The organism is Roseateles sp. Mitsp63 (assembly GCF_059491535.1).
Window position 1 is genome coordinate 1,920,735 of the sequence record NZ_CP168509.1, and the last position, 15,491, is coordinate 1,936,225.

Sequence of the window (15,491 nt, forward strand, 5' to 3'; positions counted from 1 at the left end):
CGAAGACGGTGGGGGATGGCGCGAAAACCGCGCGATGTCCTCGGGTTGTGGGTCAGCGGCGGCACTTGCCGCGCGCCTCCGCGAGCAGCCAGAACGGCGCGCTCAGCAGGCCCATGCCGCCGCCGGCGTACTCGCCCTTGAGGCAGTCGCCGTTGGCGCCTTTCATCATCTCCTTGCCGAGCTTGGCGGACGCCTCGACCTTGTCCGGCGCCTGGCTGGCCTGGTCGGCGCGCTCGGCCAGCAGCGGCTGGCCCTGCGTCGACTGACGGATCGCGTTGCGCGTCGCCGCGCCGTAGAGCAGGTCGCGGCCGGATGGTCCGGAGGCCGCCGAGGCGGGCGCCGGCGCGGCGACGATCACGGTGGCGCGCGGCTCGTTCGCCGGAACGTCGATTTCCGGCGCCGGCGCCAGGACCCGCGCCGGCGGCCGCGCCGCGGCAGCGGACCGGGCGGCGGGGTCAGGCCTTGCGGCCCGCCGCTCCGGTGCCGCCTTGGGCTTCCGCGCGGAGGCCGTCGCCGGCAGCGGCGACAGCGTGATCGTGATCATCCGGATGGAGGAACTCCGCTGATCGCGATGGGCGTCCGTCCGATGCCAGGCCTGCTGCAGCCAGCCCAGCAGCAGCACGTGCAACAGCAGCACCGCGCCGATCGCGAGCACGCGCGCTCGCGTCCATCGCCGGGGTTCAGGCATCACCATCATCAGCTCCCTCCTGGCCGCCGCCGTCGTGGCCGCCGTCCTCCCAGGCCAGCAGGTCGCCCGGCTGGCACTGCAGCGCCGCGCAGATCCGCGACAGCGTGTCGAAGCGCACGCCGCGCACCTTGCCGGACTTCAGCAGCGAGAGGTTGGCCTCGGTGATGCCGATGGCCTCGGCGAGCTCCTTCGAACGCATCTTGCGCTGCGCGAGCATCACGTCGAGTCGGACGACGATGGGCATGGGGTTCTCGGCGCGGTGCTCAGACGAACTCGGCGTTTTCCTGCGCCATCCGCTGGGCCTCGCTCATGACCATGGCCATGGCCGTCAGCACCAGGCCCAGCAGCAGCACGATGTAGTGCTGGCTGCCCAGGTGCACCGTCAGCAGGCGCTGTCCGGGCGGATTGCGCGCCGTGAGCGCGAGGAGGGTGGCGGTCTCGGACAGCGGCATCACCAGCGCCATCGCCGTCAGCGACTGGCCGATGCGGCGCAGGTGCCGGGTCGAGGCCGCGGTGAAGACCTGGCCCCGCAGGTAGCCGCCGAACAGCCGCCACAGGGTCACCAGCGCGTACAGGGTCAGCAGCGTCATCGGCAGGTTCGCGGCGAAACCCCAGGCCCGCGAGACCGCGTCGACCTGCAGCGCGCCGTCGTGGCCGAAATCCTCGCGCACGGTGCGCTCCACCATCGCGGCGTTGGTCCAGAACATCGCCTGGAAGCCGATCAGCAGCGCCGTCGCGATCAACGCCATCGCGCGCACGCAGTGCGCGATCCAGCGGATGCGCTGGAGGCTGGAGGGGAAAGGGGCGTCGCTCGGGACCGTCATGCTGGTTACCGTAATTTGGTAAGAAATTACTGTAAAACAATAATTTTGAAAGCGCAACGCCGAACCGGGTAAAGAAGTGCCCGAATGCGCATCCCCCTAGAACGCGTGCGTCGTTCCGCCCCGCCGTCCCTCCGATTGAGGATGTCCAGGCACAGGGACGGCCACACACTGCGGACCGGCCGCGCCCGGGAGGTGGGGCTCCGGGGGAGGGGATGCCATGGGCGAACGGATCGCGATCGACGTCAGCGCGCTGTCGCGCTTCGAGCAGGCCGTCATGCGCTTCGACCTGGAGGAGCGCTGCGACTTCGCGAACGCCGCGGCCTGCGAGTTGATGGGCAGCGCCGATCCCGTCGGGCTGCCGCTCAGCGCGTTCTTCCCGGACGGCCAGGAGCGGGAGCGCGTCGCGGTGGAATTCGGCAAGCGCCTGCGCGGCGATGCGTCCAGCTACCAGACCTGCTTCACGCGGCCGGCCACCGGCGAGCGCATCCCGATCAGCGTCTTCGCGCTGCCGGTGATTGCGCCCGACGGCGCCATCGCCGGCTCGCTGGCGATCCTGCGCGACCGGCGCGAGGAGGAAGTGACGCGCGCCATCCACCAGGCGGTGGAGACCCTGCGATCCGGCCAGGCCATCATCGACGCGCTGGCGGCGCAGCTCAGGCGGCTGATCGGCTTCGACGCGTTCAAGGTCATTCCCGTCAGCGAGGACCGGCGCCATCTGCGCGTGCTGCGTCCCAGCGCCGACCACGATCCGGCGCGGGACACCTTCAAGTGGTGGCCCATGCCGGCCTTCATCGCCGGGACCATCGACGCCGAGACGCCGCGCACGATCGACGTGCGCGAGATGTTCGAGCAACCCGACTACGCGCTCATGGCGGAGAACGATCCCGCCACCCGCGAGTTCCTCGAGAGCGGCGTGCGCTACACGCTGAGCCTGCCGATCTGCAGCGGCGACGAGATCCGGGCCTTCCTGTCGCTGGACTCGCGCGGCGACCGGCCCTTCACCGACGGCCAACTGGCGCTGTGCCAGCGGCTGCCGCTCGGGCAGGCGGTGCTGATGGCGCTGCACTTCGAGGAGCAGCGCAGCCTGCAGGCCTGCGTGGACCTGGTCGGCGAGATGGGCCGGCAGGCCTCCAACGTCGATGCCGTGGCCGCGGTCCTGACGCAGCGGCTGACGCAGGACTTCGGCTGGGACGAGGCCGTCGTGTTCCAGCGCGACGAGGACCATGGCCGCTTCCGCGCCATCAGCCAGTCGGCGGGGCAGGGTGGCCTGCGGGATTCCGAATGCCTCGTCGATGGCGAGTGCGGACTGGTGGCCGATGCCTTCGGTCAGCAGCGCCTGGCCTATGAGGAGATCGAGCCCGCCGCCGACGCGGCACGCCCGCTGCGATCGCGGCTCGCGCTGCCCATCCCGGGCGACACGCGCCGCTGGGTGCTGCAGCTGGCCTCCTGCTGCACGCAGGCCTACGCGCAGGAGGAGGAGCGCGCGTTGACGATGCTGGCGCTGGAGGCCGGCCACATCCTGGAGCGGGTGGCGCTGCTGGAGATGCGCGCCGCGATCCTGAACTCGATCAACGACGCGGTGGTGGAGACGGACCGCCGCTGCCTGATCCGCCGGGCCAATCCGGCGGCCTTGCGGATCCTCGGCCTCGCGGACGAGGCCCAGGCGCAAGGCCGCTCGCTGAAGGACTTCATCGCCGACACCGCGATGGCCGAGGCGATCGCGGGCACCGTCAGCTTCTCGCGGCATCTGGTGGAGATCGCCGCGGCCGATGGGCGCCGGCTCGGCGCCGCGCTCTCGGGCGCCTTGCTGCCCTTGCATCTGGGCGGGCGGGTGTTCGTCATCAGCGACCTGACCTACGAGCGGGAGGCTGAGAAGCTCGCCACCCTCAAGGAGGTCTTCCGGCATGCGTCGCTGGAAAGCCGTCTGCCGCTGGCGCTGGCCGCCGGCTGGCTGTCCGATCTCGGCCGCGGCGACGGCGCGCTGCGGCCCGTCATCGAGGCCGCGCTCAAGCAGATCCGCAAGGCCGACCTGCCGCTGGAGCGGCTGCTGCGGCTGAGCACGCCCGACGGACCGACCAGCGGCCGTCAGGAGGTCGACCTCGGCGAGCTCGTGGAGCAGGTCTGGCGCGAACTGCCCGAATCGGAGCAGGGCGCGCTGTCGCGCGGCGCCCTGCCGGCCGGCGTGCGTGTGCTCGCGCCGCGGGAGGACCTGCGCTTCTGCCTGGAGAGCGCGCTGTCCTTCGCGTTGCGCACGCGGCCGCAGGACCGCCTGATCGGGCTGTCCATCAGCCAGGGCCGGCGCACGGCCGCCATCTCGCTGAGCGGCGACTGGGCCCCAGGCCTGGGCGCGGACGCGTCCGCCGGCGTGCTCGACCGCTGGCGCCGCCGCACCGCGACCGATGTCGCGCTGGCTGCCGACGAAATCTCGGCCATCGTGGGCGCCGCGGGCGGCCGCTTCCGCAGCGAGCTCGCGACGCGGGTCATGTTCGAACTGGAGCTGCCGCTGGCGGCAACGGGAGGGTCCCATGGGCTGGACGCTGATCCTTCATGACAACGACGACATGCTGGGCTACCTGGCTGGCGCCGTCGGCGCGGTGCTGACCGCGGACCGCTGCCGCCTGGCCCGCAATGTCCAGGACGCCCAGGCGCTGGCCTTCAGCGAGGGCATGTCCCAATGCCGGCTCATCGTCGCGAGCCTGACCGCGCGCGCCAGCGCCAGCGCCGTGCCGGACGTCGATCGCCGCGAGCTGAGCGGCCTGGACTTCGTGCGGCAGCTGCGCGGGCTGGGCGTGACGACGCCGGCCCTGCTCGTGTGCAGCTTCATCGACACCGAGCGGGTCAGCGAGGCCACCGGCGTGGAGGGCGTGCAACTGATCGGCGCCCAGGACCTGGCGGGGAACCTGGCCGAGCGCGTCCGCGCGCTGAGCGGTCCGGCGTCCGCCCCGGGCGTGGCGGCGGGCCCGGCGGCGCCGGCCCGTTACCGCGTCGACCTGGACATCGTGCTGCGCCACCGCCAGCAGAGCTGCTGGAGCATGCGCGGCGCGGGCGGCATCGCCGTCGAGGACTCCGGGAAGATGGACATCGACGACACCGAACTGGACGACCTGCGCGGGCGCAGCGACCTCAGGAGCAGCCCCAGCTCGACGGCGATGCAATCGCTGGGCCTGAGCATCTACAAGCTGCTGATGGCCGACAACCTCAAGAGCGAGGACCTGGAGATCAAGCTCAACAACAGCGTCCACAGCTATGGCGGACTGTCGATCGCGCGCATCCGCTTCAACGTCGACGAGCGGACGCATCCCATCCATCTGGAGACGCTGGCCAAGCCCGACAAGCTGTCCGAGACACCGGACTTCTGGATGCTGCGCGCGCCGATGTTCCGCAAGTACGGCGACCGGGGCGAGCGTCCGCCGCTCTTCAAGGACCGGCGCAGCCAGGTCGAGCCGGTCGACTGCCTGCTGATCCTGGGCTGCGACGAGGCGTTCGCCGCCGGCGCGCCCTTGCTGCGCGAATTCCACGCGCTGCCGGCCGCGCGGCGCGAATCGGCCTGGCTGGGCGACTGGCTGGCGTCGCGCGGCCAGGAGGTGGGCCGGATCACGGTGCTGCGCCACGCGGACCATGCCGAGGGCGCCTTCGCCCAGGCGGTGCGCCAGGAGCTGGCCGCGCATCCGTACGCGCTGGTGCACTACTGCGGCCATTCCGACATCGGCGACGACGAGACGGCCTATCTGGCGTTCGGAGGCGCCGACAGCGACCTGGTGACGGCGGAGGACTTCGCCGGCTGGACCTCGTCGGTGCAGTTCATGTTCCTCAGCAGCTGCCACAGCGCCAAGGCGAGCTTCATCATGAAGCTCGTGCGGGCCAAGGTGCCGGCCGTGGCCGGCTATGCCTGGCCGATGGAGGACGCGGTGGCCGCCTGCTTCACCGAGGCCTTCTACACCTGCCTGTTCAGCGAGGGACGCGACCACCGCTACCTCGAGTACTCCTTCATGCAGGCCAAGCGCCTGCTGCACCGGCGCTATCGCAGCCAGGGCCATTGGGTGGCGCCGCAGCTGTTCATGCAGATGCTGGACCACCAGGCCGCCGCGGCCTGAACGGGGAGGGTCACCATGGCATGGGAGATCGACCGGCTCTGGGACGGGCTCAAGCGCACGCCGGCGCGCCGCACCGTGTCCGCCTTCATTCCCGGCGAGCGCGTCAGCGGCGAGCTGCTGCGGCCGCCGCCGGATCCGGCCGACCTGGGCTACTTCCAGGTGCGGCTGGCCGAGATGTTCCTGCGCGACCAGCGCGAGTTCCTCAACGAGTGGGCGCCGGCCGCGCTCTTCTCCACGCAGTTCAAGTACGGCGGCAAGACCGTCGACAGCCCCTTCTTCGTCAGCAACCAGCTGCTGCAGCCGCTGCAGGAGACCGGCGCCGGCGTGGGCAAGACCGGCGTGCGCTTCCTCAACACGCGGGTCGCGGGGCCGGTGCCTTATGCCGGCGACGACGTGGCGCTGTTCGCCGGCCTGTTCCGCACGCGGGTGGCCGACCTGCGCAAGTCGCTGTTCGCGGTCTTCGACAAGCTGTTCGGCGTCGTCGACATCGCCGGACTCGGCGCGCAGCTGCGGCTCGCCGACAAGCTCAGCAGCGAGCTGTTCGAGAGCCTGGGCCTGAGCGCTGACATCGAGTGCCGGCTGGCCGAGCGGCATGTCTTCGGCAGCGCCGTCGCGCCGCTGCGCGACAGCTATCTGGCGCTGCTCAACGCCGCGGCGGGCGAGGTCGACGCCTCGGCGCTGGAGGTCTGCGACGGCCTGCTGCACCGGCGCGAGGGGACGGCGCTGAAGCGGGTCGAGGAATGGGACTACTGCCTGGTCCGCATCGAGACGCTGCCGGCCCGGGCCGACTACGCCTCGCTGCCGTTCCACGCGCTGTTCCGCGAGGCCCAGCGCCTGCTGCCCGCGGGCCAGCTCGCCGAGGCCAAGGCCCTGCTCATCCGGTGCCTGGGCGAGGTCGTGGCGTCGCCCGACCTCAGCGAGGCGCACCGCGTCGGCCTGATCGAGTTCTATCAGGTGGCCTTCCTCAAGGACCAGCAGCGCTACGCGCTGATCCAGGGCCTGGACGCGGGCGCGCCGGTGCGTGCCGGCACCGGCAAGGGCGTGCTGCTGCAATGGAAGGAAATGCGCGCGCGGATGAACGAGGGGCTGCTGCTTTCCCAGGCGCAGAAGGGGACGCTGGACCGCATCGGCGTCGCGGTGGGAGAGGCGGTGGCGGAGATGCGTGCCTCGCCCGGATCGCGCCCGCCCGCCGCGAGCTCGCTCGACGAGGACTCCCAGGACATGGCGGCCTACCTGGCGCGGGCGCCGCTGCCGGCGGCGCGATGCGACCCCGCGCGCCTGGTCGAGGCGCTGGCCGTCGGGGCCATGCCACGCTGACGGCGCGGGCCCGGCGCAAGCACGTACAAGACGGCGGCACGCGGGCGCGCCGACAATCCGCGCCCATGAGCAAGAAATCCGCCCATGTCAGCGAGACGCCCGCGACCCAGCTGCTGCGCCAGCACGGGGTGGCCTTCGGCGAGCATGTCTATGACTACGTCGATCACGGCGGCACCGGCGAGTCGTCCAAGCAGCTCGGCGTGCCGGAGCATGAGGTCGTGAAGACGCTGGTGATGCAGGACGAGAAGGCGCAGCCGCTGATCGTGCTGATGCATGGCGACTGCACCGTCAGCCTGAAGGAGCTGGCGCGCCAGATCCCCTGCAAGAAGATCGAGCCCTGCAAGCCCGACGTCGCCCAGCGCCACAGCGGCTACCTCGTCGGCGGCACCTCGCCGTTCGGCACGCGCAAGGCGATGCCGGTGTTCGTCGAATCGACGGTGCTGGCGCTGCCCCGCATCCTGATCAACGGGGGCCGGCGCGGCTATCTCGTCAGCCTCGAACCCCGGGTTTTGACGGAGCTGCTCGCGGCCCGCCCGGTCGAGTGCGCGCTGAAGTCCGGGGCAGAATAGCGCCCCATGCAAAGTACCGTGTTCTCCTTGTTGGCCGTCGTGGCCGGGTATCTGATCGGCTCGCTGTCGTTCGCGGTGATCGTCAGCCGGCTGATGGGCCTGTCCGATCCGCGCAGCTACGGCAGCGGCAACCCGGGCGCGACCAACGTGCTGCGCTCCGGCAACAAGGCCGCGGCCATCCTCACGCTGGTCTTCGATGCGCTCAAGGGCTACGTGCCGGTGGTGCTGGTGCTCAGGTTCGGCGCGCCCTACGGCCTGGAGGAGGGCACCGCCGCGCTGGTCGGCCTGGCCGCCTTCATCGGCCACCTGTGGCCCGTGTTCTTCAAGTTCGTCGGCGGCAAGGGCGTCGCCACCGCGGCCGGCGTGCTGCTCGCGATCAACCCGTGGCTGGGCCTGGCGGTGCTGGGCGTGTGGATCGCGATGGCGGTGGTGTTCCGCTATTCGTCGCTGGCCTCGCTGAGCGCGGCGGTCGCCGCGCCGCTGCTGCAGATGCTGATCTGGGACATCGGCCCCGAGCTGCCGGCCATCGTGCTGATGAGCCTGCTGCTGGTCTGGCGCCACTCGGCCAACATCAAGAAGCTGCTGGCCGGCACCGAGAGCAAGCTCGGCCAGAAGGCCGCGCCCGCGGCGCCGGTCCCCAGCAATCACGGTCACGGCCATGGCCATGCGCACAAGCCGCAGGCCGCCAAGCATTCCCACAAAGCGAAGCACAGCAAATGAGCAGCATCGAACGATTCGACGTCGGTCCCCGCCTGTCCGAGATGGCCGTCCACAACGGCGTGGTCTATCTGGCCGGTCAGGTGCCGGAGGACGCGAGCGCCGGCATCCAGGGCCAGACCGAGCAGGTGCTCGCGATGATCGACAAGCTGCTGGCCCGCGCCGGCAGCGACAAGACGAAGATCCTGCGCGCGCAGCTCTACATCGCCGACCTGAAGGACCTGGCCGGCATGAACGCCGCCTGGGACGCCTGGGTGCCCGCCGGCCACACGCCGCCGCGCGCCACGGTGGAGGCCAAGCTGGCCAAGCCCGAGTGGAAGATCGAGATCGTGATCACCGCCGCGGTCTGATCCGCAGGCCTCATTCCGCGGATGCTTCGGCTTCCTGGAGCTCCAGGCCCAGGCAGGCCGGGTCGCCGCAGCCGCGCCGCACCAGCACCGGCGGCTCGGCGGTGAGGTCCACGACGGTGGTGGGCTTCATCGGGCAGGCGCCGGCATCGATGATCAGCTGGATCAGCTTGTCGTAGCGGGCAGTGATCTCCTGCGGGTCGTTGACCGGCTCGTGCTCGCCGGGCGGGATCAGCGTGGTGGCCAGCAGCGGCCCGCCCATCAGCGCCAGCAGGTCCTGCGTCACGCGATGGTCCGGCACCCGCAGCCCGATCGTGCGCCGCGACGGATGCGACAGCCGGCGCGGCACTTCCTTGGTCGCCTCGAGGATGAAGGTGAACGGCCCCGGCGTGGCCGTCTTGATCATGCGGTACTGCTTGTTGTCGACGCGCGCGTAGCTGCCGAGCTCACTCAGGTCGCGGCACAGCAGCGTCATGTGGTGCTTGTCGTCGACGCCGCGGATGCGGCGCAGCGCCTCGGCGGCCGCCTTGTCGTCGAGCTGGCAGACCAGCGCGTAGCTCGAGTCGGTGGGAATCGCGCCGATGCCGCCCTGCCCCAGGATCTGCGCCGCCTGGCGCAGGAATCGGGCTTGCGGGTTGTCGGGATGGACTTCGAAGATCTGGGCCATGGTGCTCGCGAAGGGCAATCGGTGTGCGCGGCCGCCGGGCGCGCAAGCGTCAGGCGGGCCAGTGGATGCGGTGTTCGAGCGCGTTCCACACCGGCTTCAGTGTGCCGGAGAGATGCTCGTCGAGCCGGCCGATATCGACGCGGCTTTCCTCAGGACTGTGGAAATCGGAGCCGCGCGAGGCCAGCAGGTCGAATTCCCGCGCCGTGTCGGTGTACTGGACCATCTCCGCCGCGGTGTGGCTGCCGGTGACCACCTCGATGCCGCGGCCGCCATGGGCCATGAACTCGGTGATCAGCGCGTACTCCTCGGTCGGCGTGAAGCCGTAGCGGCCCGGATGCGCGATCACGGCCAGGCCGCCCGCGCCGGTGATCCAGCCCACCGCGTCGCGCAGCGCCGCCCAGCGGTGCGGCACGTAGCCCGGCTTGCCCTCGGTGAGGAAGCGGCGGAACACCTCCGGCACGTCGGCGCAGTGGCCGGCCTCGACCAGGAAGCGCGCGAAGTGGGTGCGGGAGATCAGTTCCGGATTGCCGGCGTACCTGAGCGCGCCTTCGTAGGCGCCGGGGATGCCGGCCCGGGCCAGATCCGCGGACATCTCGCGCGCCCGAGCGCCGCGGCCGCCGCGCGTGGCGCGCAGGCCTTCGACCAGCCGCGGGTCGTGGTGGTCGAAGCCCAGGCCCACGATGTGCACCACCTTGCCGGCGAAGGTCACCGAGATCTCGACCCCCGTCAGGTAGGCCAGGCCCAGTGCGCGCGCCGCCTCCAGCGCGCGCTGCTGGCCGCCGACCTCGTCGTGGTCCGTCAGCGCCCAGAGCTCGACGCCGTTCGCCTTGGCGCGCCCGGCCAGCGCCTCGGGCGGCAGCGTGCCGTCGGAAACGGTCGAGTGGCAGTGCAGGTCCGCATTGGTCTGCGCGTGCAGCGCGGCGCGCGGCGGCGCGGGCAGGGGGCGGACGAGGCGGGGGGAGGGGTGTTCACCCCGCCGATTCTAGGAGGGGCGCCATGTCCGGGATGGCAGTGGAGGTTCGGCGCCGGTCGACGAAGTAGCGGCTCGGTCCGGTGCCGCACTTGGCCACGTGTTTGGGCTCGGCCAGCGCGGCGGACAGCGCGCGGACGCTCTCGAACGCGCCGGGCTGCACCTGGATCACGCCGGCGCTCAGCGTCGGCAGCGGATTGAAGGATTCCTGGTTCTGCCGGTTCAGCGTCACGTAGCCGCCCAGCGCCTGGTGCTCGGCGGAGAAGAAGGGGCGGATCTGGCGGTCGAACTCGCGGCAGACGCGGGTCACGCGCGCGATCCAGTCCTGCGAGCCCAGCACCATCACGAAGTCGTCGCCGCCGATGTGGCCGACGAAGTCCAGCGCCGGGTCGGCGGCCGTCTGCAGGATCTGCGCGCAGAGCTTGATGATGTCGTCGCCGGCGGCGTAGCCGTAGACATCGTTGAAGGGCTTGAAGTGGTCGATGTCCCAGGCCACCACGACGAACTCGCGCGCCTCCTGCAGCAGCGCGTCCAGGTGCTGGTCGGTCGGCACGTTGCCGGGCAGCAGCGTCAGCGGATTCGCGTAGCGCGCGCTGTGCACCTGCAGGTCGGACACCGCCTTGAGCAGGTCGGTGCTGCGCCCGGTGCCGAAGTACTCGCCGCCCCGGGTGACGATGAAGCCGTCGACCATCAGCCGGTCATCCAGGCTGGCGATGGCCTCGCTCATCTCGCGCAGCGAGGTGCTGGCGTCGAAGATCAGCGGCTGCGGATCCATCAGCGCGACGCAGGGACGCTTCTCGTGGATGTCCATGAAGTAGCGCTCGGCGCTGCGCTTGAGCACCTGCAGCGAGCGCAGGATGCCGATCGGCCGGTTGGACTCGTCCAGTACCGGCATCGAGAACAGCTGCTCGTCGCGCTGGAACATGTCGGCGACGGTCTGGCAGTTGAGCTTGGGCGTGACGGTGTGGCTGCGCCGCGCGAGCTGCGCGGCGGTGGTGATGGCGTCGGGCGGGAGCCGCATCCAGTCGGCGTTGCGGCGGCGGTGCTCGGGCGCGAGCAGCGCATCGACCTCGGCCCGCAGCGCCGCGCGCGGCGACGGGCTAGGCCGCGCCAGCAGATAGCCCTGGCAGACCGGCACGCCGAGGCGGCGCAGCACGGTCAGGTCGCTGAGCTGCTCCAGGCCCTCGGCGATGACGGTGCAGCCGGAGCTGGCGGCCATCTCCAGGATGGAGCGCACGAACTGCTGCTTCAGCGGTTCCTGCGCGATGCCGTCGATGAAGTGGCGGTCGATCTTGACGAAGTCCGGCCGGATGTCCATCCAGCGCTTCAGGCTCGCGAAGCCTTCGCCGAGATCGTCCAGCGCGACGACGAAGCCCAGCTCGCGCAGGCTGCGCATGCTGTCCTGCAGGCGCTCGGGCTCGAGGATGGGACGGGTCTCGGTGAGTTCGATGACGACGCGCGAGGCCGGCAGGTCAAGTTGCGCGAATTCGCGCGCGATCAGAGCGCCGCGGTCGCTGGTGGCGAGCAGCGTGTCGGCGGTGAGGTTGAGGAACAACTGGCCCGGGAGCTGGAGCTCCTTGAAGCGGCGCAGCGCGCGGCGCACGACGATGCGCTCCAGCTCCACCAGCCGGCCCAGCCGGGCGGCGGTCTCGAACAGCACCAGCGGCGAATGCAGCGCCGTGTCGGCGGGGCCGCGGGTGAGGGCCTCGTAGCCGAGGATCTGGGCCCGCTCCACCTCCACCAGCGGCTGGAAGTGGATGTCCAGCGCGCCGTCGCGGATCAGGGCGGACAGGGCGATGCTCAGCGGATCGGGCGGTTGCAGATGGGTGGTCGGCATGGGGAGGGCCACGGCGGGCGCGGTGCCGCGTGGGTGTCCCCATTCTGGGTGGCCTCTATGTCATCGCTTTGACAAAGAGTTACAGCATGACCCCGGCGTGATACCCCGGCGTGATACCGCGGCGTGATACCGCGGCGTGACATTTGGCGCGCCACGCCGCGCCGTTCAAGTCTTGTTCTGGCGGAAGTCCCGTTCCGGGAACAGCCGCGTGGTGAGTTCGCCCAGGCTTTCGTGGACCACGTCGACATTGGTTTCGTCGAGCACCAGGCGCGCGACCTGCGGGCTCAGCGCCTTGCGCAGCAGGCCCAGGAAGCGCGGCGCGGCCACGATGCGCAGCTGCGTCACTTCCCCGTTGTTGTAGCCGTCGTCCAGCGTCCGGGCCACGCGGGTGGCGAAGCCGATGGCCTCCTGGTGCAGCTCGTCGACGCCCGCGGAGGCGGTCACGCTGTTGCCGCGGCGGCCGGCGGCGTCGCGGCGCAGATCGGCCTTGTCGGCATGCGCGGCGGCGTCGGTGAGCGTGGTGACGTCTTCCAGGTCGCCGCCTTCCTCGGGCAGGCGCAGCAGCCGGGCCACGCCCTCGTCCGCCACCAGCACCCACAGCTTGCCGTCGTCCTTGTATGCAGCCATCTCGATGTCCTTCAACAGAGTTCGCGTTGAAGGCGAGTCGGCAATCTCCGTACCTTGCCCGGTGCCGACCCCGGCTGATGGCTATTCGGCCACGGCCTCCACGACCATCTGCACGCGTTGCTGGCCCTGGAACTCGTCCAGGCTGAGCCGGTAGGCCAGCGTCACCTGCTCGGGCAATTGTTCGGTGTGGCCGAACCAGATCGCGTCGCGCAGCCAGGCGCCCTGGCGCAGGCGCAGCTTCAGGTGGCGCTCGCCGACGATGCGCTGGTTCACCACCTGCACGCGATCGCAGAACAGCGGCGCCTCGAAGGCCTGGCCCCAGACCTGGGCCTCCAGCTCCTGCACGGTCTCGGCGCAGAACGCCTCCGGCGGCAGCGGGCCGTCGGTGCGCAGCGTGCGCGTGAGCGCGGCCTCATCGAGCCATTCGCGCGCGACGTCCTCGAAGGCCGCGGTGAAGGCCTCGACGCCGCCCGGCGCGAGCGTGCAGCCGGCCGCCATCGCGTGGCCGCCGAACTTGCGCAGCAACTCGGGATGCCGTTTCGAGATCAGGTCCAGCGCATCGCGCAGGTGGAAGCCCGGGATCGAGCGGCCCGAGCCCTTGAGCTGACCGTCGGCGCCTTCGGCGAAGACGAAGACCGGACGGTGCAGCCGGTCCTTGATCCGTGACGCGACGATGCCGACCACGCCTTCGTGGAAATCGGCGTCGAACAACGCCAGCGCCGGCGGCGGCGCGCCGTTCAGGCGCGGATCGGTCATCAGGCGATCGAGCAGCGCTAGCGCCTGTTCCTGCATGCCGGCTTCAATCTCGCGCCGCTCGCGATTGATGCGGTCCAGCTCGCGCGCCAGCTGCAGCGCCTGCTCGGTGTCGTCGGTGGTCAGGCAGGTGATGCCCAGCGTCATGTCGTCGAGCCGGCCGGCCGCGTTGATGCGCGGGCCCAGCGCGAAGCCCAGGTCGAAGCTATTGGCGCGCGAGGCATCGCGGCTCGCGGCCGTGAACAGCGCCTGCACGCCGGGCTGCATGCGGCCCGCTCTCATCCGGCGCACGCCCTGCGCGACGAGGCGGCGGTTGTTGGCGTCCAGGCGCACCACGTCCGCGACGGTGCCCAGCGCGACCAGGTCGAGCAGGCCGTCCAGGCGCGGCGGCGGTCCTTCGCCATAGGCGCCGCGGCGGCGCAGTTCGCCGCGCAGCACCGTCAGCACGTAGAAGGCGACGCCGACGCCGGCGAGGCTCTTGCTCGGGAAGGGGCAGCCGGGCTGGTTGGGGTTCACCAGCGCGTCGGCCTCGGGCACGGTCGGCTGGCCGTCGGCGGTGACCGCGGGCAGGTGGTGGTCGGTGACCAGCACCTTCAGCCCGAGCGCGCGCGCGAAGGCCACGCCCGCATGGCTGGCGATGCCGTTGTCGACCGTGACCAGCAGCCGGGGCTCGTGCTTCAGCGCCAGTTCGACGATGGTCGGCGTCAGGCCGTAGCCATGCACGGCGCGATCGGGCACGACGTAGCTCACCGTGCCCGGCTTCGCGCCGAGCAGCGACAGGCCGCGCAGCATCAGCGCGCAGGCGGTCGCGCCATCGCAGTCGTAGTCGGCGACGATGCAGATGCGGTCGCCCGCGCCGATGGCATCGGCCAGCAGCGCCGCGGCGCGGTCGATGCCGAGCAGGCCTTGCGGACCCTCGGGCGGCAGCAGGTGCTTGAGGTCGGGGTCCAGTTCATCGCGCGACAGCACGCCGCGCGCCGCGAAGAGCCGTGACAGCAGCGGCGAGAAGCCGGCCTCTTGCAGCGCGTGGGCCTGGTCGGGCGGGACGTCGCGGATCAGGATGCGGGGACTGCTCACAGGTTCTCCAGCGCGGTGGCGACGGACGCGCTCGGTGGCGCGACGCGTTCCTTCAGGCGCCGCCAGCCGCCGGCCGGCTGACGCGCCCAGCTGCGGGCCAGGCGTTCGCCGGCCAGCGTCAGCGAGACCGGTTCGCCTTCGCGCGCGGCGCGCAGCGCCTGCTCGATCGGGCCCGCGTCGAGCGCCTTCCAGGCCTCGCTCCAGCCGTAGAGGTCGCCGGTCAGCATGGGCGCGCGCAGGCGGTCGTCGACGATCAGGCCGGCGGGCAGCGCGCCGCCTCGATCGCGGCCGCAGCCGCTGATCCACACCGCGTTGAGCGGCCGCAGGCGGCGCTCCTCGCGCGCCTGGTTGAGCGGATGCTCGTGCAGCAGCATCTGCGCCTCGTTGAGCAGGGTGCGCAGGCGGCGGGCCTGGGGGTACCAGGTCTCGACGCCCCGGTTGAGCACGCGATCGGCGCTCGCCGCCGCGAGGCCATCGAGGTCGTCGTGCGCGACGGCCCATTCGCCGCTCGACAGCCAGGCGCTGCGCCAGCCCTGGGCGGGCGGGAACAGCGACGCCGTCAGCGCGTCGAGGAAGGCGCGCGATTCCGCGTCGTCCAGGTCCAGCGTGGCCGGGCCGAGCGCGGTCACGCCCTCGGTGCCGATCGCGAAGTGGACCGGCGTCAGCAGCGCCCAGGCCGCGTCGCCCGGGTCCTGGCCGGCGGCGCGCAGGCGCCACGCGGCGGTGGGCGGTTGGTCGTCCGCGACACCACGACGGGTGGCCAGGAATCGCTCATGCGGGGGAATGGGGGCGGACTCGTCGGCGTCGCCGATCTCGCCCGCCGGCGTCAGCAGTCCGAGCAGGCGGCTCAGCTGCGGCAACTCCAGCTCGCGCAGGGCTCCCTCGAAGTGAGGGTCCAGCGAGCTGGCGAAGGGGATCATCAGGTGCATGGGGGCGGATTATCGGCGCTCGCCAGCGCAGGGCGCCGGCGCGGGCAAGCCGTGGTCATCAAGGTTTCATCCGGC

15 protein-coding genes are annotated in these 15,491 nt (G+C 71.3%); 6 read left to right on the forward strand and 9 right to left on the reverse strand.

Annotated elements, in window-relative coordinates; all coding sequences use genetic code 11:
* Positions 1-52: 52 nt before the first annotated feature.
* The 3 genes from ACEN96_RS08455 to ACEN96_RS08465 are packed head-to-tail and all read right to left on the reverse strand — an operon-like array spanning position 53 to position 1,512.
* On the reverse strand, positions 53-697 hold the full coding sequence (locus ACEN96_RS08455) for a hypothetical protein (protein WP_495587584.1): 645 nt from the start codon (positions 695-697) through the stop codon (positions 53-55).
* The gene (locus ACEN96_RS08460) at positions 681-932 is read right to left on the reverse strand and encodes a helix-turn-helix domain-containing protein (protein WP_495587585.1); all 252 of its coding nucleotides are present in this window, start codon (positions 930-932) and stop codon (positions 681-683) included. The genes ACEN96_RS08455 and ACEN96_RS08460 overlap by 17 nt, the downstream gene beginning before the upstream one ends.
* 19 nt (positions 933-951) lie before the next feature.
* Positions 952-1,512: a DUF2975 domain-containing protein gene (locus ACEN96_RS08465; protein ID WP_495587586.1), complete on the reverse strand. Its 561-nt coding sequence runs from the start codon at positions 1,510-1,512 to the stop codon at positions 952-954.
* A gap of 217 nt (positions 1,513-1,729) precedes the next feature.
* Between ACEN96_RS08465 and ACEN96_RS08470 the strand changes: the two genes are divergently transcribed.
* The 6 genes from ACEN96_RS08470 to ACEN96_RS08495 all read left to right on the forward strand — a co-directional run bounded on the left by ACEN96_RS08470 (position 1,730) and on the right by ACEN96_RS08495 (position 8,559).
* Entirely contained in the window at positions 1,730-4,063 is a 2,334-nt protein-coding gene (locus ACEN96_RS08470; RefSeq protein ID WP_495587587.1) for a PAS domain-containing protein, read from the forward strand.
* Entirely contained in the window at positions 4,038-5,606 is a 1,569-nt protein-coding gene (locus tag ACEN96_RS08475; protein WP_495587588.1) for a CHAT domain-containing protein, read from the forward strand. The genes ACEN96_RS08470 and ACEN96_RS08475 overlap by 26 nt, the downstream gene beginning before the upstream one ends.
* Positions 5,607-5,621: 15 nt before the next feature.
* Entirely contained in the window at positions 5,622-6,923 is a 1,302-nt protein-coding gene (locus ACEN96_RS08480) for a hypothetical protein (RefSeq protein ID WP_495587589.1), read from the forward strand.
* A 65-nt stretch (positions 6,924-6,988) separates the two neighbouring features.
* Positions 6,989-7,492 (forward strand): aminoacyl-tRNA deacylase, encoded by a 504-nt coding sequence (locus tag ACEN96_RS08485; protein ID WP_495587590.1) that lies wholly within the window; start codon positions 6,989-6,991, stop codon positions 7,490-7,492.
* Between the two features lie 6 nt (positions 7,493-7,498).
* On the forward strand, positions 7,499-8,212 hold the full coding sequence (gene plsY / locus ACEN96_RS08490) for a glycerol-3-phosphate 1-O-acyltransferase PlsY (protein WP_495587591.1): 714 nt from the start codon (positions 7,499-7,501) through the stop codon (positions 8,210-8,212).
* Positions 8,209-8,559, forward strand: coding sequence for a RidA family protein (locus tag ACEN96_RS08495; protein WP_495587592.1), 351 nt, complete (start codon positions 8,209-8,211; stop codon positions 8,557-8,559). Before plsY ends, ACEN96_RS08495 begins: the two co-directional genes overlap by 4 nt.
* A 10-nt stretch (positions 8,560-8,569) precedes the next feature.
* Here the strand turns inward: ACEN96_RS08495 and ACEN96_RS08500 are convergent, their stop codons facing one another.
* From ACEN96_RS08500 to ACEN96_RS08525, 6 genes are all read right to left on the reverse strand, one after another.
* Positions 8,570-9,223 carry an L-threonylcarbamoyladenylate synthase gene (locus ACEN96_RS08500; protein ID WP_495587593.1) on the reverse strand — a complete coding sequence of 218 codons (654 nt, stop codon included), beginning with the start codon at positions 9,221-9,223 and terminating at the stop codon, positions 8,570-8,572.
* A 49-nt stretch (positions 9,224-9,272) separates the two neighbouring features.
* Positions 9,273-10,139: a 3',5'-nucleoside bisphosphate phosphatase gene (locus ACEN96_RS08505; RefSeq protein WP_495588580.1), complete on the reverse strand. Its 867-nt coding sequence runs from the start codon at positions 10,137-10,139 to the stop codon at positions 9,273-9,275.
* 52 nt (positions 10,140-10,191) lie between these two features.
* The gene (locus ACEN96_RS08510) at positions 10,192-12,030 is read right to left on the reverse strand and encodes a bifunctional diguanylate cyclase/phosphodiesterase (RefSeq protein WP_495587594.1); all 1,839 of its coding nucleotides are present in this window, start codon (positions 12,028-12,030) and stop codon (positions 10,192-10,194) included.
* Positions 12,031-12,195: 165 nt separating this feature from the next.
* Positions 12,196-12,657: a host attachment protein gene (locus ACEN96_RS08515; protein ID WP_495587595.1), complete on the reverse strand. Its 462-nt coding sequence runs from the start codon at positions 12,655-12,657 to the stop codon at positions 12,196-12,198.
* Positions 12,658-12,738: 81 nt separating this feature from the next.
* The gene (gene recJ / locus ACEN96_RS08520; RefSeq protein WP_495587596.1) at positions 12,739-14,487 is read right to left on the reverse strand and encodes a single-stranded-DNA-specific exonuclease RecJ; all 1,749 of its coding nucleotides are present in this window, start codon (positions 14,485-14,487) and stop codon (positions 12,739-12,741) included.
* The gene (locus ACEN96_RS08525; RefSeq protein ID WP_495587597.1) at positions 14,484-15,416 is read right to left on the reverse strand and encodes a hypothetical protein; all 933 of its coding nucleotides are present in this window, start codon (positions 15,414-15,416) and stop codon (positions 14,484-14,486) included. The genes recJ and ACEN96_RS08525 overlap by 4 nt, the downstream gene beginning before the upstream one ends.
* Between the last annotated feature and the right edge of the window lie 75 nt (positions 15,417-15,491).